At 64.0% G+C, this 21,413-nt stretch carries 13 protein-coding genes; 4 read left to right on the forward strand and 9 right to left on the reverse strand.

Features of this window, described 5'->3' with window-relative positions:
• The first annotated feature begins 4,806 nt into the window (after positions 1-4,806).
• The gene (locus tag CAL25_RS00915) at positions 4,807-5,295 is read left to right on the forward strand and encodes a GNAT family N-acetyltransferase (RefSeq protein WP_094798066.1); all 489 of its coding nucleotides are present in this window, start codon (positions 4,807-4,809) and stop codon (positions 5,293-5,295) included.
• A 91-nt stretch (positions 5,296-5,386) separates the two neighbouring features.
• On the opposite strand, the gene CAL25_RS00920 is transcribed toward CAL25_RS00915, so the two are convergent.
• On the reverse strand, positions 5,387-5,593 hold the full coding sequence (locus CAL25_RS00920) for a cold-shock protein (protein ID WP_003816068.1): 207 nt from the start codon (positions 5,591-5,593) through the stop codon (positions 5,387-5,389).
• A 248-nt stretch (positions 5,594-5,841) separates the two neighbouring features.
• Positions 5,842-6,888 (reverse strand): AbrB family transcriptional regulator, encoded by a 1,047-nt coding sequence (locus CAL25_RS00925; RefSeq protein ID WP_094798067.1) that lies wholly within the window; start codon positions 6,886-6,888, stop codon positions 5,842-5,844.
• Positions 6,889-7,029: 141 nt separating this feature from the next.
• On the opposite strand from CAL25_RS00925, the gene CAL25_RS00930 reads away from it, so the two are divergent.
• The gene (locus CAL25_RS00930; protein ID WP_094798068.1) at positions 7,030-8,196 is read left to right on the forward strand and encodes a pyridoxal phosphate-dependent aminotransferase; all 1,167 of its coding nucleotides are present in this window, start codon (positions 7,030-7,032) and stop codon (positions 8,194-8,196) included.
• A 138-nt stretch (positions 8,197-8,334) separates the two neighbouring features.
• Here CAL25_RS00930 and CAL25_RS00935 read toward each other — a convergent pair whose 3' ends face one another.
• The 6 genes from CAL25_RS00935 to CAL25_RS00960 all read right to left on the reverse strand — a co-directional run bounded on the left by CAL25_RS00935 (position 8,335) and on the right by CAL25_RS00960 (position 16,635).
• Positions 8,335-9,861 carry a tripartite tricarboxylate transporter permease gene (locus tag CAL25_RS00935; protein ID WP_094798069.1) on the reverse strand — a complete coding sequence of 509 codons (1,527 nt, stop codon included), beginning with the start codon at positions 9,859-9,861 and terminating at the stop codon, positions 8,335-8,337.
• Positions 9,858-10,295, reverse strand: a complete 438-nt coding sequence (locus tag CAL25_RS00940; RefSeq protein ID WP_094798070.1) for a tripartite tricarboxylate transporter TctB family protein — start codon at positions 10,293-10,295, stop codon at positions 9,858-9,860. Before CAL25_RS00940 ends, CAL25_RS00935 begins: the two co-directional genes overlap by 4 nt.
• Positions 10,296-10,400: 105 nt before the next feature.
• Positions 10,401-11,402 carry a Bug family tripartite tricarboxylate transporter substrate binding protein gene (locus CAL25_RS00945; protein ID WP_094798071.1) on the reverse strand — a complete coding sequence of 334 codons (1,002 nt, stop codon included), beginning with the start codon at positions 11,400-11,402 and terminating at the stop codon, positions 10,401-10,403.
• A 108-nt stretch (positions 11,403-11,510) separates the two neighbouring features.
• Positions 11,511-12,887 (reverse strand): sensor histidine kinase, encoded by a 1,377-nt coding sequence (locus tag CAL25_RS00950; protein WP_170948380.1) that lies wholly within the window; start codon positions 12,885-12,887, stop codon positions 11,511-11,513.
• A 94-nt stretch (positions 12,888-12,981) separates the two neighbouring features.
• Positions 12,982-13,662, reverse strand: coding sequence for a response regulator (locus tag CAL25_RS00955; protein ID WP_094798072.1), 681 nt, complete (start codon positions 13,660-13,662; stop codon positions 12,982-12,984).
• Positions 13,663-14,340: 678 nt separating this feature from the next.
• A complete protein-coding gene (locus tag CAL25_RS00960) occupies positions 14,341-16,635 on the reverse strand; it encodes an NADP-dependent malic enzyme (RefSeq protein ID WP_094798073.1) in 2,295 nt (764 codons plus the stop codon).
• A gap of 140 nt (positions 16,636-16,775) precedes the next feature.
• On the opposite strand from CAL25_RS00960, the gene CAL25_RS00965 reads away from it, so the two are divergent.
• Entirely contained in the window at positions 16,776-17,750 is a 975-nt protein-coding gene (locus CAL25_RS00965) for a LysR substrate-binding domain-containing protein (RefSeq protein WP_094798074.1), read from the forward strand.
• Positions 17,751-17,899: 149 nt separating this feature from the next.
• Here the strand turns inward: CAL25_RS00965 and CAL25_RS00970 are convergent, their stop codons facing one another.
• Positions 17,900-20,128 (reverse strand): NADP-dependent isocitrate dehydrogenase, encoded by a 2,229-nt coding sequence (locus CAL25_RS00970; protein WP_094798075.1) that lies wholly within the window; start codon positions 20,126-20,128, stop codon positions 17,900-17,902.
• Positions 20,129-20,613: 485 nt separating this feature from the next.
• On the opposite strand from CAL25_RS00970, the gene CAL25_RS00975 reads away from it, so the two are divergent.
• Entirely contained in the window at positions 20,614-21,387 is a 774-nt protein-coding gene (locus CAL25_RS00975; RefSeq protein WP_094798076.1) for an alpha/beta fold hydrolase, read from the forward strand.
• The last annotated feature ends 26 nt before the right edge of the window (positions 21,388-21,413 follow it).

Here is a 21,413-nt window from a genome sequence, read left to right on the forward strand (position 1 = left end):
TGCAGGAGGTCGCCTCGCGCGCGGCGAACCGGGAGTACCGAAGCGCTGGCTGGCATCCTGGACGAGTCCGCCTTAGGTTCGGCGGAACGCCGCCTTGAATGCTGCGCTGTTGGCGGTATGCGGTGGCCATGCTGGAACGCTTCCGGCGCTCGGCTGCGTAGAGGGTGGCGGACGGATAGAGGTCGGCCGAGGGATGGGAATCGGGTCGTTGCTATCCCTCCCTGCCCGATGAAGTCCCGCCTCTCTGCCGCGGCATGCAATCCGCGGGCATAGGGGCGGGACTTCATCCCGGTTGTTTCACGTGGAACGTCGCGCCGAGGTTCCATACTTTTAATCGGGCGGACCCGGGCACTACCGTGTGTTCCACCTGAAACAGGCAGCGTTCAGAGTACCGCCAGTCACACCGAGATGTCGGCATGTACGGCGAACCGGTTCCTCGGATACACGACAACGACCAGCCGATGCGCAGCGTGGGCCGTTTCGCATGAGGGCCGACCTACTGACCCGGTAGGATGGCACGCGGCACTCCCTCCTCTTCCCTTCGCTCTCCAACGCACCTGGCGGATCGCCGGCGTTCGGGACGGCGACGTTTCACGTGGAACAAGAGCGGTAGCCGTGAACCGGCCTAGGAATGGCGGGGATGACAAGACACGAAGCTGCGCAGATCGCGGCGGCCAGGTGGCATCCGGCTGTGCCGGAGCATCGCGATGTTTCACGTGGAACAGTGCGACCGCGCGGAGGTCAGGCGCTGGTCCAATGACCGAATACCGTCATGGCCGGGGGACCACGGCAAGATGCTCTGACGTCTAGCGCACTCCCTCCTGCGGCGTCTGCGGACAGGCGCATCTCTCGTTCGCCGCGACGTTTCACGTGGAACATGGAGTGCTAAGGGCCCGATATGCGCCGATGTATGCTCACCCAGGGCCCCAAACCGCGCGCGGTTGCGTCGCTCTGCATCGTCTCCGCCTCTACCCCACCGACCAGAAGCAGCCGGTAAAGTCGGCGACGCTTCCAATGAAGCGTGCGGTGCAACGGGTCAATCGGCATGGCCTGTTTCGTATCCAGGGCACGACCACCGGTGAGATTGCCACAGTGGGCTGCCCGGGTCCCTTTCCACACCTTTGGATTGATCGCAGATGGGAGTCGGGAACAGATGTTCCACGTGGAACAATGCGCGTTGAGGCCGCAACTGCGCCGATGTGTCCGTATCCGCGCGCGGCACCGAGCGCATTTGCGTCGGTTTACAGCCATGCACCTTACCCCGCCATCCCAGAAGCACTCGATATTCGTCGGACGTAGGCGACGTTTCACGTGGAACCGAGCAGTGGGACGGGGTCAGCCTGAACGAATCGCTCCTTATTCCCGCACTCAGGCGCTGCAGAGCGGCCACGATGCTCTCCCTCAACCCTCGCCCCGCCACCTAAGAAGCGCACGATGCCCGTGGATTGTGGCCGATGTTCCACGTGGAACATTGCCCCGCCGTGGGATCACTCTGAATAATCGAGATCGAGGACGCAGCCTTAGAGGCCTTGCCTTCCAGCATCCGCCCTCCCCGTGCGTCTCTCGGTTCCACTTCACCAGCGCATCAGTGCCTAGGTAAGCCTGGGTAAGCCGCCTCGTGCGCCCATGCTTAGGTGAGCCAGAGTAATCCGCCTAGCGCATCCAAAAATCAGCGGTAGAGGCGGATGTTCCACGTGGAACATGCGCAGCGATGATCGCAGCTTTACGCATAGCGGCGAGCCAGTCACCGGTAACGGCTCTCAGACGTGGAGCTAAGCGAGGCGTAATCCCTTCGCTGCTGGGGCGGGCGGGCACGTGTACCTAAACCGATGCCGCGAGGCGGGAGACCAATCCCGACCTTCAGAACGGCGTCCCGCCTTCCCTGGAGACCTACCCTGTACTCTTCTCAGACCTCCCTCCAGGGCCGTGGAATCCGAGTGTGGTCTTGCCCACGGGTATGCATTGCCCCCTATAGCCAGATGCAAATGCGACTGTGCCACCGCCGGGCCACGGCCCTCACCTACCGCCCAGCACAGCGTTACCTTCCCTCCACGGGTTAATGAGGATGTGGCGTCACAATACGTGCAAAGGCGTCTGGGTAGAGACGGAATGCGCCCGGTCACGCACAACCTCTACCTTCTGCAAACGGAGCCATCGAGGGCCGAGACACCTTGGTAAGCGCACCCGAAGGCATGCTTACGGCAATGCCGCACTTGGGCTGCGGCCTTCGACATGGTCAGACCTCTGCGCCGGAGAGACGGACTTCAGTCCGGACGCGGGGCGTTTCACGTGGAACAGAGACCCGGCAACGAGATCCCTCACATACACCTAGATAGTGACGTCGATGTCTCACTGACGCCGCATGCAATCGATATTGCTTTTCTAGGCAGGTGGCACCCCGTGCGGTGTATCGCCGTCCGGGGTGACATACCGGCGTGAGCAGGCAGAGAGGGCGAGACGCGAGACTCGCGTTTCACGTGAAACACGTCAAGCTCGGGAAGAGATACAGCGGACGACGCAAGGCTCAATAAGTGCTTCAAGCCAGATGCAAGGGCACGTAGAGGGGCCACCCGGAATCGTTCAGGCCGCTACCTGTGCCCCGAGTCGGGCACGCCACATGCTTAATGGACGGGTTGCCCGGACCGGTCTCGGTCCAGATCCTGCACGTGCCTCGGACAGCCCCGCCGCCGACTCGCCGCCACTCAGGTCCGCGCCCCGGCGCCTCCGGCAGTGCGGCAACGAATGAAGACCTCCGACTGCCGCGAGTCGGGCAATGAAATTCGAGCCGCCCTGCCCCACGCGTACCGAGATCGAATGGTCGCACCGCATTGCGCGGAGCGAGTACGACGGCATCCTCAAATGCGTCCGGCGGCCCCTACGCAGTCGGCCAAACGGGTGGCAAGTGAGCATCAGCCTCGGGGCCAAGATCGGCCACAGGCTATTCGCGATCTCCCTCAGCGGTTTATTTTTCGATCGCCTGGCGGCCTCGGAGTTCCAGAGAAATGGAAGATATCCACAGAGATTCCCACAGCGGTTGCGGAACGCTGGCGAGATATTCGGCAGCGCGGCGGACTGACTGCGACGACGGTCTGGTCGTGCGCCAGCCCTCGGCTTCATAGGGAACGCGACCGAAAACAGGCGGCGAACGGCCGAAGGCCGGGCCCGCTCCCCGTCCGACGGGTTAGACCAAAGGGATGAGTTGCCGCCGTCCGCACCAGAAGCTATCCACAATGTTGTCCCCACTTGAGTGAGGTGCCGCCACGCGTCGATCGCTTTGGCAAAACGGTTCAACGTGGAAAATGCTGTGCATAAGTCGGAGCGCGCTTTTCGTCGGCGTTTATCGAGCATACCGGTGAAGATCGGTCCGGACCCCGCGGAAATCGCGTCGGCCTTCGAGCGCGGTCAGGTCGTTCTCACTTCCACGGCAAGCGGGAGTGCTTTTCTCTGAGGCCGGGGGGTCCGAGGCCACTGGCCGCGGTCACCGGATGAATCTCCGGGATCCATCTGAGCCTGGCCGCCGGCCTCGCCCGTTCAAAGCTATCCACAGAAAAACAGCCCGACAAATTCCCAATCGGCCGTCGAGGGCGATCATCCTTATTGGGGATATCTTTGTGAACAATGGCCACCGCACTGATGTGGAAAACGGACGGTTCACATGAAACCGTTTTCGGATTCCGACGCCAAGCTCGCCGCCTTTCTGTTCCTCATTCCCTATAACGCCCCGAAAAGATAGAGGAAATTACGTGCGCGCCGGTGCCGCCCACGCCTTCGACTTCAAGCGCGCCCTGGGTATAAAAATGTGGAAAGCTGCCTCGCGCGTCTGTGCAGAACTTCGGCCGTTTTGACGTTTCGCGTGGAAAGCGGCACACCTCGCCCGGGAAAAATACGCGGTCTGGGGAAAATTATCCACAAAGTTATCCAGAGGCATGGAGGGGGCTTGCAGCCTCCCTGGACAGTGTAAGTGAACACTAACTTACATCGATGACGGTCGGCTTGCCGCGCCGGACGATCTGCGGTGCGAGGCCGAGGTCTGGGTGCATAACCGTTCGACCGCGCGTGCCGGCACGTGCCCCAGCCTTGATCGGGAGGGACATACGATCAGGCCCCGCCTTGACCCGCATCGCGCGCCCTTCCCTGTGCGCGCGGCACAGATGAGGCAGAACTCATCCGCTGATGCCCGCGGCGCTCACTCTTCTGGCCAGAGAGCAGCATGTCTTGCGACACCCCGGCCTTTAAGCCCTGGCTTTGAGCCTTAGCCTGCCCCACGCCTACCCAGGTCGCCCCTGTGGCCTCACAAGCCGATCAAAAGCGGGGGATGGCCCAGCGGCAGCATCGGTGCGTAAACAGCCCCTGAAGGGGCCACAACGCCCGATTTATCCACAGTCGCGCTTACCCCCGCCCTTGTCTCGCCGATGCGCCAGGAACGGCCCGGTGGCGCATTCGGTTTCTACCCCCTCATCACACCGCGGCCGCGCCCAGCGGTGAGCTGTGGCCTGCTGGTGTCGGCAACGAAGACTGCTCCACCGCGTGGTGTGTGCGCTGCTCCAGGCACCGGCAACTCAAGGGCCTGGCGTCGGCGCCGCTCCGGGCACCGGCACCCCAGGACGCTGTCCGCGCTGCACCTGGAACGGAACCTAAAAGGCCTGGTGTCGGGCCGCTCCAGGCCGATGACGTACCCTGCCGGCGGTCACGAGGCACCCTTCACGCTCGAGGAATGCTCAACAATCCCCGCCGGCATACGGAAAGCCGATAAGCTGGCCCTGACGAGGCGCATCGCGCCACGCGATGCCGATCAGGAGGAACGAGATGAAACCCGCAGCGAGTCCGCTCACGATCCGGCGCCCGATGCTGGCGGACGTCGATACGGTGCTGGAGATGGAGGCCGATCCGGAGGTGATGCGATACAGCACGGGCGTGATCGAACCCACCGCGGCCCGACGTGAGGGACTGGCCCGCTACTTCGTGGGACCGCCGCCTGATCCTTTGGGTCACTGGATCCTGTTGAACGGCGCCGACGTGCTGGGGTGGGTGAGCCTCACCGAGCTCGACGACACCGGCCGCGTACAGCTTGCCTATCGCCTGCGGCGCCAGGCATGGGGTCAGGGGTGGGCCACCGCCGCCGCGAATTGGGCGTGCGCGCATGCGCCGCAAAACGGACTGCAGGCGCTGGTTGCCGTCGTGTGGCCGGGTAACGACGCGTCACGCCGCGTGCTCGAAAAGTCGGGCTTCCAATTTGAAGCGATGGCGCGGCATTACGATCGCGACACCCTGCTGTACGCGCGATCGTTGGCATGACTGTGCGCGCAAATGACAACGCCCCAGATTGCGCTGGGGCGTTGGAGCCAGGGGTCAAGCCTGGCACGCGGGAAAAAAGGGATTTCCCGATTTAGAGCGGACGAATTTCGGCCGCTTGAGGTCCTTTCGGACCATCCTTGACTTCGAATTCCACTTCCTGGCCTTCGTTGAGGCTGCGGTAGCCTCGGCCTTGAATCGCGGAGAAGTGTGCGAACACGTCGGTACCACCGCTGTCCGGCGTGATGAAGCCGTAGCCTTTATCGGCGTTGAACCACTTAACTTTGCCCTTCTGAGCCATTTCTATAGCGTCCTGGTAAACAATCAAGAATTGCAAGTGACTCAAGGACGCTGACACCAACGTATTGTCTAGGTACTGGGACCGCCGACACCGCGTTTGTGGCTTGCCGAAAATGGCCGAAACCGGGCTTGCGCACTGCTTGATTCAACTGCCCGGCCAGCATACCCAGCGGGGTTTGTTGCTACAAATAGTTGTTTACCCGTATGTGGCTTTTTTTTCACTTGGCTGTCAAGTTTGTTTCCCGTCATTCAGGCGAAACGGCGAGCCAATAGCTTGTACAAAGGGCCGGTCAGCAGCACCACAAAAACCATCCGCATGACGTGAAAGGCCGTGACCACCGGCACGCCCAGTTGCAGCACTTTGGCCGTGATGGCCATCTCCGCGATACCGCCTGGCGTGGTGCCCAGAATCAGCGTCGGCACCGGCGCGGCCGACCAATAGGCCAGCGCATTTCCGAGACCGAACGCGAGCGCCAATGCGATGAGCGTGTAGGCCGCGACCACGGCGATGTAGCGCGGTGCCGCCCGAAAGAAATCCGGGCGATAGCGATCACCGAGCGACCATCCGATGAAGAGTTGGCCGGCCTTCGAAACGGCGTCGGGCAACGCAGACAGCTCGATCTCCGAACACGTGAGAATCATCGCGACGAGCATCGGCCCCAACACCCATGGGTTGGGCAAATTCAAGCGCTGAAAAATGAAGCCGCCGACACTGGTCAGGGCAATGAGGCCGACAAACCCGAGCGCATCGACAGCGCGCGGCCCCGGCACGGTGGGATCGATGCCCGCCACGCCCCACCACTGAAAAACGAACGGCACGATCACGACGACCAGCAAGACGCGCACGCTGTGCGCCGTGGCGACACGATCGATGCGGGCGCCATGGCGTTCGGCCAGGTTGGCCATTTCGCTTGCGCCGCCGATGGCGGAAGAGAACCAGGCCGTCTTGAAATCGACGCGCGCGAAGCGCTGCAGCATCGCCGTGCCGATGAAGGCAAGCACGATGGCGAACACCATGCCCACCACGATGGGTCCGATGTTCGCGCCGATGTGACCGACCATCAGCGGCGTGAAGTACAGCCCCAACGATGTGCCGATGACCCACTGCCCCATGTTGCGCGCAGGCCTGGGGCAGAACGTGCCTGCGCCGCCTATGCGCGTCGCAGCGGTCAGCATCAGCGCGCCCAACATCCACGGCAGCGGCATGTGCAGCCATACCGCCAGCAACGCGCCGGCCAGCGCGATCAAGAAACCCGACACGAGACGCAAAGGCATAAGCTGATAACCCGACGACATCAAGAATCCACCGGGCCGCTCGCGCATCGCAGGCGCCCGGGGATGACTGGCCGTATTATCGGCCACCGGCTTTTGCATCGGGCCCCGGCGGTGGGATACTTACGCACTTCGCGCCATCCCAGCACTACGCCACAGACCGCCATGATCCGATCCAAGCTGCCCGATGTGGGCACGACCATCTTCACCGTGATGAGCCGCCTGGCCATCGAACACAAGGCCATCAACCTCGGCCAGGGCTTTCCGGACTTCGATCCCGATCCGAAGCTGTGCGGCCTCGTGACCCAGGCCATGGCCGCCGGCCACAATCAATATCCCTACATGCCCGGCGTGGCGCCGCTGCGCGCCGCGATCGCGGACAAGGTCAAGACGCTGTACGGCCATGCCTACGATCCCGAGACCGAAATCACCGTGACCAGTGGCGCCACCGAGGCGTTGATGGCCACCGTGCTGGCCGCCGTGGGCCCGGGCGACGAAGTGATCGTGATCGAGCCTTGCTACGACTCTTACCTGCCGTCGATCCGTCTGGCGGGCGGCACGGCCGTGCCCGTGCCCCTGCGCGCGCCGACCCAGGACGACCCCTACTACCGCATCGATTGGCAACGCGTGCGTGATGCCATCACCCCGCGCTCGCGCCTGCTGATGCTGAACTTCCCGCACAACCCGACCGGCGCCGTGCTCGACGAGAGCGATCTCGATGCGCTCGAGCAGATCGTGCGCGACACCGGCATCCTGCTGCTGTCCGACGAGGTCTACGAACACATCGTGTTCGACGGCAAGCCGCACGCCAGCCTGTCGCGCCGCCCCTTGCTGGCCGAGCACGCGTTCGTGATTTCGTCGTTCGGCAAGACCTATCACACGACCGGCTGGAAGATCGGCTATTGCTGCGCCCCGCGTGCACTGAGCGCGGAGCTGCGCAAGGTGCACCAGTTCATGGTGTTCACGGTGCCGTCTCCGATGCAGGTGGCGCTGGCGGAGTTCATGGCCGATCCCAAACCCTATCTCGACCTGCCGGCGTTCTACCAGGAAAAGCGCGACCGCCTGAGTGCGGGCCTGGCGCAGACGCGCTTCAAACCGCTGCCCAGCCCGGGTACGTTTTTCCTGTTGGCCGACTACAGCGAGATCTCGGAGCTCGATGAAGCGACCTTCGCACGCAACCTGACGGTCGATCATGGCGTGACGGTCATTCCGGTGTCGGCGTTCTATCGCGACCCCACGGCGGCGACATCGAATCATCGCATCGTGCGCTTCTGCTTCGCCAAGAAAGACGCCACGCTGGATGCCGCGCTAGAGCGCCTGAACAACGTGTGATGGTTGCGCGTGCAACTTGATCGCAGCGGCTTATAGAATGCAATAACGATTGCATGCGCAACCACATTGCAAAGCGGCAAGCCATAAAAAAAGGCTCGTTCCATATCGGAACGAGCCTTTTTCATTTCAAGCCCTGCCTCAATCCTGCGCGGCGGCAGCCTTGCGGCGCTTGCGCATGAAGCGGAACAATTGCGGCAGCACGACCACCGCGATGGCCGCCGCCCACAGGCCCTTGGAGACCGGGCTCGCGTACAACACATGCAGTTCGCCGTTGGTGATCGACAGCGCGCGGCGCAGGTTCTGCTCCATCATGTCGCCCAGCACGACGCCCAGCACCAGCGGCGGCATCGGCACCCCGAACTTGCGCAGGAAATAGCCCAACGCGCCGATCGCCACGACCATCATGAGGTCGAAGGTGCCTGCGTTGATCGCGTATACCCCGATGTAGCTGATGCACAGGATGCCCGGCACCATCATCCAGGCGGGCACCGACAGCACCTTCGAGAACACGCGCACCATCGGCACGTTCATGATGAAGAGCATCACGTTGGCGATGAAGAGCGACGCGATGAGGCCCCAGACCAGCTCGGGCTGGCTATCGAACAGCACCGGGCCCGGTGTGATGTTGTAGAGCGTGAGCGCCCCCATCATCACCGCGGTGGTGCCCGACCCCGGCACGCCCAACGTGAGCATCGGCACGAACGAACCGATCGCGGAGGCGGTTGCCGCCGCCTCGGGCGCCACCAGCCCGCGCATGTCGCCCTTGCCGAACTTGGCGTCGGGATCCTTGTTTTCGATGATGCGCTTTTCCTGCGAGTAAGCGACCGCCGCGGCCACGCTGGCGCCCGCGCCGGGCAGAACGCCCACACCAAAACCGACGAACGCGCTACGCACCACGCTCCACCAGGTGAAGGCCAGCTCCTTCAGATTGAAGAGTTTGCGGCCGCTGGGCTTGACCTCGATGCTGTGCCCCGCCACCACCTTCTCGAGCATCTCCAGCATTTCGCTGACGGCGAACAAGGCAATCACGACCACGACGAAGTCGATGCCATCGGACAGATGCACCGATTCGAAGGTGTAGCGATAGGTGCCCGAATTGGAGTCCACGCCGATGACCGAGATCGACAGGCCCAGCATCGCGGCCAGCACGCCTTTGACGGGCTGCTTGCCCAGCAGGCTGGTGAGGCAGCAGAACGCGAACACCATCAGCACGAAATACTCGGCCGGTCCGAAGGCCAGCGCCCACTGCGCGAGCAAGGGCGCCAGCAGGATGATGCCGGTGACCGACACCAGCGCGCCGAAGAAGGCCGACCAGGCCGACAGCGACAACGCCACGTTGGCCAGACCCTGGCGCGCCAGCGGATAGCCGTCGAGCGTGGTCATGATGGCGCTGGCCTCGCCCGGCACGTTCAGCAGAATCGAGGTGATGCGGCCGCCGTACTCGGCGCCCACGTACACCGACGCCAGCAGGATGAGCGCCGTCTCCGGCGGGAGGTTCATGGCGAACGCGATCGGGATCAACATCGCCACGCCGTTGATGGGTCCCAGGCCGGGCAGCACGCCGACCATGGTGCCGAAGAACGAACCGATGGCGGCGACCAGCAGATTGCTGAGCGAGAACGCGACGCCGAAGCCGATCGAAAGATGGTCGAGGATGCCGCTCATATCAAGCCCTCCAGGACGCCGGCGGGCAGCACCACGTCCAGCACTTTGTCGAACAACAGAAAGAACATCACACCCATCACCACGCCCCCGATCGCGCACTTGACCCAGGGTCCGCCGAACAGACGGCCGACGAACACCGTCATCAGCGCGGTCGCCAGCACAAAGCCCAGCATCTGGAACAGGAAGGCGTAGACGGCGGCGTATACCACCATCAGCAGGATGCGGCTGTTGGTGCCGGGCGCATTCGATTCGACCGGATTGCCACCGCGGTACACCAGCCACAGGCCGCACAGGCCGATGATGCTGGCGATCAGCATCGGGAAGGCACGCGGTCCGACGGGCTCGTAAGAAAATGGGGCTTCGATATCCCAGCCGGCCCATATCAGGAACGCGGCCAGGACCAGGGCGCACGCGCCCAAAAGTCGATCATTCATGATCAAGTTTCCAATGGCAGAAAGCGAGGTCGGCAGCGATGCGCCGACAGCCGGGAATCCGCGCGCGCGGCGGCATGGCGCCACCGCGCGGGGTTCCGCGTGGCGTTACTTCTTGATCAGGCCGAAGGAGTCGGCCAGCTCGGTGTACGTCTTGACCTGTGCCTTGACGTAGTCATCGAGTTCCTTGCCCGTCTTGCTGAACGGGAACAGACCTTGTTGCGTGCGCAACTTTTCGAACTCGGGCGAGCTCATGGTCTTGTTGAAGGCGTCGACCCAGAACTGATACGCCTCATCGGAAACCTGCGGACCGACGTAGAAGCCACGGATGATGGGCCACACGATGTCGTAGCCCTGCTCCTTGGCGGTCGGCACGGTGTTCAGCTTGCCCGGCAGACGTTCGCCGTTGAACACGGCCAGCACCCGGATCGGCGCGCCGCCCTCGAGCATCGTGAAGGCTTCCGCCGCGTCGCCCATGTAGGCCTGGATGTGACCACCGCGCAGCGCGGTGACCGCTTCGCCACCGCCCTCGAAAGCGACGAAGCGCATCTTGCGCACGTCCACGCCGGCTGCCTTCGCCGTGAGGGCCGCCTTCATCCAATCCTGGCTACCTACCGTGCCGCCCGCCCCCAGCACGATCTTGGTCGGATCCTGCTTGAACGCTTCCATCAGGCTCTTGAGATCGGTGTACGGGGAGTCGTTGCGGACCACGGCAACGCCGTAGTCGGTGCCGATGCCGGCCAGCCAGCGCACGTCGTCGACGCTGTACTTGCCGAACTTGTGCTGCGCGAGGTTCAGCAGCGACCCGCCGGAAAAGGCCACGATCTTGCCGGGCTCGTTGGGATGCTGGGCCACGATGTTGTTGTAGGCCACCGCGCCGATACCGCCCGGCATGTAGATGATGCGCATCGGCGCCTTGAGCGCTCCGCTCTGCTTCAGGCCTTCGGTTGCCAGGCGGCAGGTCAGGTCGAAGCCGCCACCGGGCTGCGCCGGCGCGATGCACTCGGGACGGCGCGGCTCGTCGGCGGCGTGACCCGTCGAGACAAACGACAAGGTGGCGATGGTCAGTGCGGCCGTGGTCGCACGGCGAAACGTCTGCAGCATCTGCATGGTTCGGTCTCCGAAAGTTTTATAAAAATTCTTCTTTTGAAGCGGAGGTCGCGGGGACATCCGTTCAATGGAACCGAACCGTACCGAAGCCAGCCTTTCGAGAAGCTTTCAAATCCGGGCGTTTTTATGCTGCGGTGCAAAAGACCGCCCCGATTCGAGGGGAAACACCAATGCCGCGCGCAGGCCGGGGCCCGGCTCCCGGTTGGCCAGTGCCAGGGTCGCCCCATGCACGCTGACAATCGTGCCGACGATGGCCAGGCCCAGACCGGCACCGGCGGTGTTCTTGCCTGCGGCGCCGCGCCGGAAGCGCACGCTGGCCTGCGCGATGTCGGTCGCGGACATCCCCGGGCCGCTGTCTTCGACGGCGATCCAGGCGCTGGCGCCGTCTGAACCCGCGCTGATCGTGACCATGCCCCCCTGCCCGCTGTACCGCAGCGCGTTGTCCAGCAGGTTGCTCAGCGCTTCGCGCAGCATCCATTCGGCCGCCTGGACCCGGACGGGCCCCTCCGGCACGTCCAGCCCCAGGTCGATCTGCCCGGCACGGGCGGCCGGCAGGAAGGTGCGTGCCACCGCGTGCGCCAGCTCGACGAGGTCGACGGGTTCCACCTGCAGCCCGCCTTCGGCCACGGAGGCGTCCTTGGCGCGCGCCAGGGCGAGCATCTGGTTGGTGGTGCGTACCGCCCTGTCCAGGCCCTCCTGCATCGCCAGAAGGACGCTACGGACCTCCTGGGGGTCATCTTCGCGCAGGGCATAGGCGGTCTGGGTGCGCAAAACCGACAGCGGCGTACGCAACTGGTGCGAGGCGTCGTCCAGGAACTGCCGCTGGACCCTCGCCTGAGCCTCAAAACGGCCCGTGTGGCGATTTATGGCCTCGATGAGGGGTAGGACCTCAGCCGGGACCTCGGAAGCCGCCACGGGCCTTAAATCGTCTGCAGGGCGGCTCTGGATTTCCTCCTCCACCCGCTCAAGGGGTCTAAGAGCGCTCAGAACGGTCCAGATGACGATCAAAACGGCCAGGAGTACCACGGCGAGGTCGCGTTCCACCGAACGCACCAGCGCCTCGTGAAGGAACTTCTGCCGGGTCTCCAGGGATTCGGCCACCTGCACGATGACGCGTCCCCCTTTGTTGGTGTACAGCGGCGGGTCCATCGGCCGGGCCAGCGCGGCGACCCGCACCGGCACCCCGTCGTAGTCGGCATAGAAAAACTCGGGCTGGCCCGACGCCAGCGGATGTGCGGGTAGCGGCAGGCCCGGATTGCCGATTTCGGCCAGGCCGTCCTCGGTGGCGACCCGGTAGAACACGCTGCCATTGGCCGTCAGCTCGAAAAATTCGAGCATGAGGTACGGCTGCTCCAGGGCTAATCCACCGCTGGCTGTGGATATGTTGTGGTCGATGGATTTGAGCGCGCCAGCGAGGGCGCGATCGTAGGCAGCGTCGACCTGGGTGCGCAGTTGATGGTTCGACACCCACAGCGCCGCAACCATGATGACGACCAGCACCGGAATCAGGCGCCACAGCAGGATGGCACGCAGGCTGCGAGAGGGTTTTACGACCGGCGGAACGCCGGTCGCCGCCGTATCACGGGTTATCAACAGCCATCTCCAGGCAATAGCCCATGCCGCGCATTGTCGTCACCTGAACACCCGTGCCGGCAAGCTTTTTTCGCAGCCGGTGAACCAGCACTTCGATGGCCTCCAGGTTCACTTCGGTGTCCTGGCCCTGGACGCGATCGAGGATCTGCTGCTTGGTGATCGGTTCGCCACTGCGCTGGATCAGCACGCGCAGCACCGCGTGTTCTCTTGGGGATAACTGCAGGGGCTGGCCACGGACGCTGAATTTCTGAGCCGAGGTGTCCAGAACCAGGTCTCCCAGCGCGAGCCTGGGATGTTCGCGTCCACGGCTGCGCCGGACCAGCGCCGTCAGGCGCGCCTCGAGCTCTTCGAGAACGAAGGGTTTCGGCAAAAAATCGTCGGCACCTTCGTGCAGGGTCCCCACTCTTTCGGCCAGCGAATCGCGCGCGGTCAGCACGAGCACCGGCGTGCGGTCGTCGCGGGCGCGCATTTTTCCGAGCAGGGTGTGGCCGTCCATGCCGGGCAAGCCCAGGTCGAGCACGACCGCATCGAACTCTTCGACCGCCAGACGCCGTTCGGCAACCAGGCCGTCATCCGCCCACTCGACCACGAAGCCCGCATGTCGGGCAAGACTGCGCGACAACCAGTGCGCCAGTTCGGCTTCGTCCTCGATCAGAAGGATGCGCATGACCGGGAACCCGGGCGGGCGTGGTGGCGGCGGGATGACATGGTCTTGGCTTTTCCTTGTAGTGTTCTTTATATAAAGACTAATGATTAATAAGGGCTGTGGATAACTACCTTAACCTTGAAAACCGATTCTATTTCAAACGCTTGCAGCGGTTTTTGGCTGTGCAAGAACTCTGTTTGGAAAAGAAGTCCAAGTTGAACAAGTTTTGGGGGACATGCCAAAACCCCGGCTTGTTCAACCCGGGTCCACACAATGTGCACAACAGCGCGTAGTAGAGGTTATCCACAGGTCCGTTTTGGCAACTGAGCCCGGAAAACCACTTATCCTTGCTCACTTTCTGCCCAAACCGGGGCCCTGAAAAAGCCTGCTTCCGGCGCGTTTTGCGGGGCGTCAGGCGCTTTGTTCGACCCTGGGAGGACGCGCGCGACCCTTCCGCGCCCAGCGTCTCAGGCACGTTGTTCAGGTCAAATATTGAGCAGGAAAAAGGCGCCTCGAAACCTTGCTCCGGGCGCAAGGTGAATGCACGAGATAGCGCGTGAGCCCGCCGTTTCATCGCGCGTTTTCACGGCGGCCAGCGCATTCTTTGTCGTTGGAAGGGGGCGCGGATCCGGCCGTGGCGACGGGCGCAGGGCAAAAAAAAGCCGCCCCGGGGGGCGGCTCGAGCGCGAAGCGCAGTGATCAGGCGTCGCGGTTGGCGTCGATCACCGTCAGGGCGGCCATGTTCACGATCCGGCGCACCGTGGCGCTGGAGGTGAGGATATGGGCCGCGCCGTTGGCGCCCAGCAGGAACGGGCCCACGGCCACGTTGCCGCCCGCGGCGGTCTTGAGCAGGTTGTAGGCGATGTTGCCCGAATCGACGTTGGGGCAGACCAGCAGGTTGGCCGCGCCCTTGAGCGACGACGAGGGCAGGATGCGCGACCGCAGGGCTTCATCGAGCGCGCAATCGCCGTGCATTTCGCCATCGACCTCCAGCTCCGGTGCCTGGGCGCGCACGATGTCGAGCGCCGCACGCATCTTGGCGCCGGATGCCGAGCTGCCCGAACCGAAGTTCGAACGCGACAGCAGCGCGACCTTGGGGGCGAGGTTCAGGCAGCGCATTTCCTCGGCCGCCGCGACGGTAATCTCGGCGATCTGCTCGGCCGTGGGATCGTCGTTCACATGCGTGTCGACCAGCGCCACGGTGCGTTGATCCAGCAGCAGGATGTTCATGGCCGCGTAGGTCTTCGCGCCCGGCTTCTTGCCGATCACTTCGTCGATGAAGCGCAGATGATCGTGATAGGCACCGACCGCGCCGCAGACCATGCCGTCGGCATCGCCCAGACGCACCATCATCGCGCCGATCAGCGTGAGACGGCGGCGCATTTCGACGCGCGCCATTTCCTTGGTGATGCCGCGACGGCACATGAGTTCCCAGTACGTCGTCCAATACTGATGGAAGCGCTCGTCGTATTCCGGATTGCACACTTCGACGTCCTGGCCGAGCTTCAGGCGCAGGCCGAATTTTTCGATGCGCGACAGCAGCACGGAGGGCCGGCCCACGAGAATGGGCTTGGCGAGTTTTTCGTCGACGATGACCTGCACGGCGCGCAGCACGCGTTCGTCTTCCCCTTCCGTGAACACGATGCGCGCGCGGCCACCGTCGCGCACCCATTGCTTGGCGGCGGCGAACACGGGCTTCATGAAGGCGCCGGAGTGATAGACGAACTGCTGCAGCTGTTCGGCGTAGGCGTCGAGATCGGCCAGCGGGCGCGTGGCCACGCCCTCTTCCATCGCGGCGCGCGCGACGGCCGGCGCGATGCGCATGATGAGGCGCGGATCGAAGGGCTTGGGAATCAGGTACTCGGGGCCGAACGACAGATCGTAGGTGCCGTAGGCTGCCGCGACCACGTCGTTGGCTTCTTCTTCGGCCAGGCCCGCGATCGCATAGACGGCCGCCTTCTCCATCGAGGCCGTGATGGTGGTTGCGCCCACATCCAACGCGCCGCGGAAGATGTACGGGAAGCAGAGCACGTTATTGACCTGGTTCGGGTAATCCGAACGGCCGGTGGCCATGACGACGTCGTCGCGCACGGACTTGGCGATCTCGGGCAGGATCTCGGGCGTGGGGTTGGCCAGCGCCAGGATCAGCGGGCGCGGACCCATCGCGGCGACCATTTCCGCCTTGAGCACGCCGCCGGCCGACAGGCCCAGAAACACATCGGCGCCGCCGATCACGTCGGCCAGTTTGCGCGCTTCGGTTTTCTGCGCGTAGCGCGCCTTGTCGGGATCCATCAGCGTGGTGCGGCCTTCGTAGACCACGCCCTCGATATCGGTCACCCAGATGTTTTCGACCGGGACGCCGAGGTCGACCATGAGATTCAGGCAGGCCAGCGCGGCGGCGCCGGCGCCGGAGGTCACGACCTTGACCTGCTTGATGTCTTTGCCCACGACCTTCAGGCCGTTGATGAAGGCGGCGCAGACCGTGATGGCGGTGCCGTGCTGGTCGTCGTGGAACACCGGAATCTTCATGCGCTCACGCAGCTTGCGCTCGACGGTGAAGCACTCCGGCGCCTTGATGTCTTCGAGGTTGATGCCGCCGAAGGTGGGCTCCAGGCCGGCGATGATCTCGACCAGCTTGTCGGGATCGGTCTCATTGATCTCGATATCGAACACGTCCAGGCCGGCGAACTTCTTGAACAGCACGGCCTTGCCTTCCATCACGGGCTTCGACGCCAGCGCGCCGATATTGCCCAGGCCCAGCACCGCGGTGCCGTTCGAGATCACGCCGACCAGATTGCCCCGGCCGGTGTAGCGGAACGCATTGGTGGGATCGTCGACGATTTCTTCGCAGGCCGCGGCCACGCCCGGCGAGTACGCCAGGGCCAGGTCGCGCTGGGTCACCAGCGGCTTGGTCGCCGTGACGGCGATTTTTCCGGGGACCGGGAACTCGTGATAGTCCAGTGCGGCCTGGCGGTCATTTTGTTGGTCAGCCATGTCGGTCCTCCTTGATGAGCCGATGTTTGAGCATTTGCGACAGTTTAAGGACCTGTTATAAGGAAAGTATTGTGCTTATTTATCTACTCATAAGTTGATTGATATGGAATACGGCCAGGGGCAACCTGGCGGGGGCGAAAATGGCTGAATCCGGCTTCGAGCCCGCCGAGGTCATGCGGCGCCTGACGGCCCGTCTCAAGCTGCGGCACCTGAATCTGCTGCTGATGATCCGCAAGCACGGATCGCTCACGCGGGTGGCCGAGCAGATGTCCACCAGTCAGCCGGCTGTGACCAGCGCGCTGGCCGAACTCGAGGGGATGTTCGGCGCCCCCCTGTTCGTGCGCTCGGTGCGCGGCATGTCTCCCACCCCGTTGGGCGAGGTGGCGCTCGCGCGCGCCTCGGCCATGCTGCAGGATCTCGATCATCTGGTGCGCGATATGGCGGCCACCGCGTCCGGCATGGCGGCCCATCTGAATATCGGCGTGATCCCGTTCGTGTCCGGGCAGCTCATTTCGGGGGCGATCTCGGCCACCCTGCCCATGGAGCGCCGCATCAGTGCCACCCTGACCGAGGGCACCAGCGAGCAGTTGCTGGCGCAATTGCGTGATCACAGCCTCGACGCGGTGATCGGACGCGCGCAGGCGGCCACCGGCATGCAGGATTTGCAGTTCGTGCCGCTGTATCGTCAGCGCCCGCGTCTGGTCGCCAGCCGGCGCCTTGCGGCGCGGCTGACGCGCGGCGTGGTGCAGTGGGATGACCTCACCGATCTGGACTGGGTGCTCGGGACGCGTTCCACGCCGATGCGTGAGCAGGTGGCCGATCTGTTTCTGCGGGCCGGCCTGCCGCCCCCCGAGCCGCTGGTCGAGAGCAATTCGGCCAAGCTGGTGGGCGAAATCGTGGCTGCCAGCGAGCGCGCCGTGTCGGTGGTGCCGGCCGATATCGCCGATGAGCTGGTCCGCATCGCCGGCGTGACCATCGTGCCGTTCACGTTCGAGTGGACGCTTGCGCCGATCGCCCTGTTCACGCGTGCCGACAGCGAGCCTCGGCCTGTCGATCGCTTGTTCAGCGATGCGTTGTCACGGCTGTGCGCGCAGATATACGGGCCGATCAGCTGATTGGTTGCGCGAGCAACCAATATTGTTTGGTGGCGGACGACGACCCATGCTTGATCGTTATTCATTCATATGGTTGCGCGCACAACTGATCGAGCGATAAAAAAACGGCATCCCGAAGGATGCCGTTTTTCGTGGCGCTTACGTCAAGATCAGTTCAGTGCGTCGACGATCTTGTTGAGCGTGGCGCTCGGACGCATGGCCTGGCTGGCCTTGGCTTCGATCGGCTGGTAGTAGCCACCGATGTCGACCGGCTTGCCTTGCGCAGCCTTGAGCTCTTCGAGGATCTTCGCTTCGTTTTCAGCGAACGAGGCAGCGACCGTCTTGAACTGAGCGGCGAGCTCGGCGTCTTCGGTTTGCTCGGCCACGGCCTGAGCCCAGTACATGGCCAGGTAGAAGTGGCTGCCGCGGTTGTCGAGACCGCCGACCTTGCGTTCCGGCGACTTGTTGTTGTCGAGGAACTTGCCGGTAGCCTGGTCCAGCGCCTTGGCCAGCACTTGAGCGCGGGCGTTGTTGTTGGACTTGCCGAAGAAATCGAGCGATTCGGCCAGGGCCATGAACTCGCCCAGCGAATCCCAGCGCAGGAAGCCCTCTTCGAGGAACTGCTGCACGTGCTTGGGCGCGGAGCCGCCAGCGCCGGTTTCGAGCAGCGCGCCACCGGCCATCAGCGGAACGATGGACAGCATCTTGGCGCTGGTGCCAAGTTCCATGATGGGGAACAGGTCGGTCAGGTAATCACGCAGCACGTTGCCGGTGACCGAGATCGTGTCCTTGCCCGCACGGATGCGCTCGAGCGAGAAGCGCGTGGCCTCGACCGGTGCCAGGATGCGCAGATCCAGGCCGCTGGTGTCGTGCTTCTTGAGGTATTCCTTGACCTTGGCGATCACCTGGGCGTCGTGGGCACGCTTTTCGTCGAGCCAGAACACGGCGGGCGTGTTGGTGGCGCGAGCGCGCGAGACGGCCAGCTTGACCCAATCCTGCACCGCGGCGTCCTTGGTCTGGCACATGCGCCACAGGTCGCCCTGTTGCACGGCCTGCTCGAGCAGAACGGCGCCCGAAGCGTCGGTCACGCGGACGGTGCCGGCGGCCGGGATGACGAAGGTCTTGTTGTGCGAACCGTATTCTTCGGCGGCTTGGGCCATCAGGCCGACGTTGGGCACGCTGCCCATCGTGACGGGATCGAACGCGCCGTTTTTCTTGCAGTCGTCGATGACGGCCTGGTAGATGCCGGCGTAGCAGCGATCGGGGATGACAGCCTTGGCATCTTCGAGCTTGCCGGCGGCATTCCACATCTTGCCCGAATCACGAATCATGGCGGGCATGGACGCATCGACGATCACGTCGCTGGGCACGTGCAGGTTGGTGATGCCCTTGTCGGAGTTCACCATGGCCAGGGCCGGACGCTCTTGATAGAGCTTGTCGATGTCGGCGGTGATCGCGGCCTGTTGGTCGGCGGTCAGCGTCTTGATCTTGGCGTACAGGTCGCCGATGCCGTTGTTGGGATCGAAACCGGCTTGCTTGAGCAGGTCGGCGTGCTTGGACAGCACGGGGGCGTAGAACACCGACACGACCTGACCGAAGATCACCGGGTCGGAGACCTTCATCATGGTGGCCTTCAGGTGGACCGAGAACAGAACGCCTTGCTGCTTCGCGTCTTCGATCTGCGCCTGCAGGAACGTGCGCAGCTTGTCTTGCGACAGGACGGCGGCGTCGATGATCTCGCCGGCCTTGACCGGGGTCTTTTCCTTCAGGACGGTCTTGGAGCCGTCGGCGGTGGTCAGTTCGATCTTGACGTCGCCGGCCTGGGCGATCAGGGCCGACTTTTCGCTGCCGTAGAAGTCACCGTCGGTCATGCTGGAGACGTGAGCCTTCGAGTCGGCGCTCCAGGCACCCATCTTGTGGGGGTGCTTGCGAGCGTAGTTCTTCACCGACAGGGGGGCGCGGCGGTCGGAGTTGCCTTCGCGCAGGACCGGATTCACGGCGCTGCCCTTGACCTTGTCGTAGCGGGCCTTCACGTCGCGCTCGGCGTCGGTCTTGGGCTCGTCGGGGTACTCGGGCAGCTTGTAGCCCTGGGCCTGCAGTTCCTTGATGGCGGCCTTGAGCTGCGGCATCGAGGCGCTGATGTTGGGCAGCTTGATGATGTTGGCTTCGGGCGTGACGGCCAGGGCACCCAGCTCGGCGAGGGCATCACCGATCTTCTGTTCGGCGCTCAGGTACTCGGGGAACACGGCGATGATGCGGCCCGCCAGCGAAATGTCGCGGGTCTCAACCGTGATACCGGCCGGCTTCGCGAAAGCCTGGACGATGGGCAACAGCGAACGGGTTGCCAGCGCCGGAGCTTCATCGGTAAGGGTGTAGATAATCTTCGGAGTTTGAGACATGGATCTTTGAACCTTGTTCGGGCGCACAACACCGAGCCGCACGAGCAATGCAGGCCAGCGCCGTAGTGTTTCCGTGAGTGGGTTTTGAGTCGACACGCCGTGGCGCGAGGCCAGGCGCAAAGAAGCGTGCGCCGCGTTGCTCGGGCCGGGCCGCGGGCAACGGGACGGACGTGCCCCTGCGGGGATGGCGTGTCTTCCCACCGTGCCGGACGTCCTCCGTTTTTTGGTCGAGCCAGGGGAGGTTCGGCCGGCACAGCCCTCTGATTGTAATACCCCGCCCCGGACACGTCAGTTTGATGCCGTCCACAGCCCGTTTCAGAGTGAAGGCGCCGACTTTTCCCCAGCCTGTTCAATGCTTGTCCACAGGGAAATTCACAGGTTTGTCCCCGCGGCCCGGCAGGCGTTTTGTCCGGTGCCCTGCCCTCGTGATAGCCTCGCAGGCGATGCCGGCAGGCGTGCTGGCGCGACTCTCAGGCAGGAACCGCATGGCTGAAGATCTGTGGATAAGTACCGCCGCGGGGCGACTGTATGCCCGGCGCTGGCGAGGGGCCGAGGCCGGATCCGGCGCGCCCATCGTGCTGTTTCATGATTCGCTCGGGGCGGTTTCGCTCTGGCGCGATTTTCCGGAAAACCTGGCCCGCGCGACCGGCCGCGATGTGATCGCGTACGACAGGCTGGGCTTCGGTCTGTCCGATCCGCATCCCGGCAAGCTCGGCCCGGGCTTCGTCGAGGCCGAGGTGGACGCATTTGCCGCCTTGCACGAGCAACTGGGCCTGGACGCCTTTGTCGCCTTCGGCCACAGCGTCGGGGGCGCGATGGCGAGCAATGTCGCGGCGGCTTATCCACAGGCCTGCCGCGCGCTCATCACCGAATCCGCGCAGGCGTTCGTGGAAGACCGGACGCTGAACGGCATCCGCGCCGCCGATGTGTCGTTCGCCGAGGCGGGCCAGCTCGATCGCCTGGCGCGCTATCACGGCGACAAGGCCGAATGGGTGCTGCGCGCCTGGGTGGACACCTGGCTCTCCGACGCCTTTCAGGGCTGGAGCCTGACCGACGTGCTGCCGCGCGTGACCTGCCCGGCGCTGGCGATCCACGGCGATGACGACGAATACGGCTCGCTCGAGCATCCGCGCCGCTTCGCCTCACTCACCCCTCATGCCGCACCGCCCTTTATCGTGACCGGCTGCGGCCACGTGCCGCATCGGGAAAAGCAGCAGGCGGTGGTCGACGCCGTGGCGGGGTTCTTGAAGGCGGTGTGAACGGGGAGTCAGTGCCCAGGCCGGAC

The organism is Bordetella genomosp. 5, assembly GCF_002261315.1.
Lineage (GTDB): Bacteria > Pseudomonadota > Gammaproteobacteria > Burkholderiales > Burkholderiaceae_B > Bordetella.

Excerpts from the sequence above, each read along its gene's own strand:
- CAL25_RS00955 (WP_094798072.1), bottom strand. The coding sequence starts at position 13,662 with ATGCGCATCCTTCTGATCGAGGACGAAGCCGAACTGGCGCACTGGTTG.
- CAL25_RS00960 (WP_094798073.1), bottom strand. The coding sequence starts at position 16,635 with ATGGCTGACCAACAAAATGACCGCCAGGCCGCACTGGACTATCACGAG.
- CAL25_RS00970 (WP_094798075.1), bottom strand. The coding sequence starts at position 20,128 with ATGTCTCAAACTCCGAAGATTATCTACACCCTTACCGATGAAGCTCCG.
- CAL25_RS00950 (WP_170948380.1), bottom strand. The coding sequence starts at position 12,887 with ATGGTTGCGGCGCTGTGGGTGTCGAACCATCAACTGCGCACCCAGGTC.
- CAL25_RS00975 (WP_094798076.1), top strand. The coding sequence starts at position 20,614 with ATGGCTGAAGATCTGTGGATAAGTACCGCCGCGGGGCGACTGTATGCC.
- CAL25_RS00930 (WP_094798068.1), top strand. The coding sequence starts at position 7,030 with ATGATCCGATCCAAGCTGCCCGATGTGGGCACGACCATCTTCACCGTG.
- CAL25_RS00920 (WP_003816068.1), bottom strand. The coding sequence starts at position 5,593 with ATGGCTCAGAAGGGCAAAGTTAAGTGGTTCAACGCCGATAAAGGCTAC.
- CAL25_RS00965 (WP_094798074.1), top strand. The coding sequence starts at position 16,776 with ATGGCTGAATCCGGCTTCGAGCCCGCCGAGGTCATGCGGCGCCTGACG.
- CAL25_RS00935 (WP_094798069.1), bottom strand. The coding sequence starts at position 9,861 with ATGAGCGGCATCCTCGACCATCTTTCGATCGGCTTCGGCGTCGCGTTC.
- CAL25_RS00915 (WP_094798066.1), top strand. The coding sequence starts at position 4,807 with ATGAAACCCGCAGCGAGTCCGCTCACGATCCGGCGCCCGATGCTGGCG.
- CAL25_RS00925 (WP_094798067.1), bottom strand. The coding sequence starts at position 6,888 with ATGTCGTCGGGTTATCAGCTTATGCCTTTGCGTCTCGTGTCGGGTTTC.
- CAL25_RS00940 (WP_094798070.1), bottom strand. The coding sequence starts at position 10,295 with ATGAATGATCGACTTTTGGGCGCGTGCGCCCTGGTCCTGGCCGCGTTC.
- CAL25_RS00945 (WP_094798071.1), bottom strand. The coding sequence starts at position 11,402 with ATGCAGATGCTGCAGACGTTTCGCCGTGCGACCACGGCCGCACTGACC.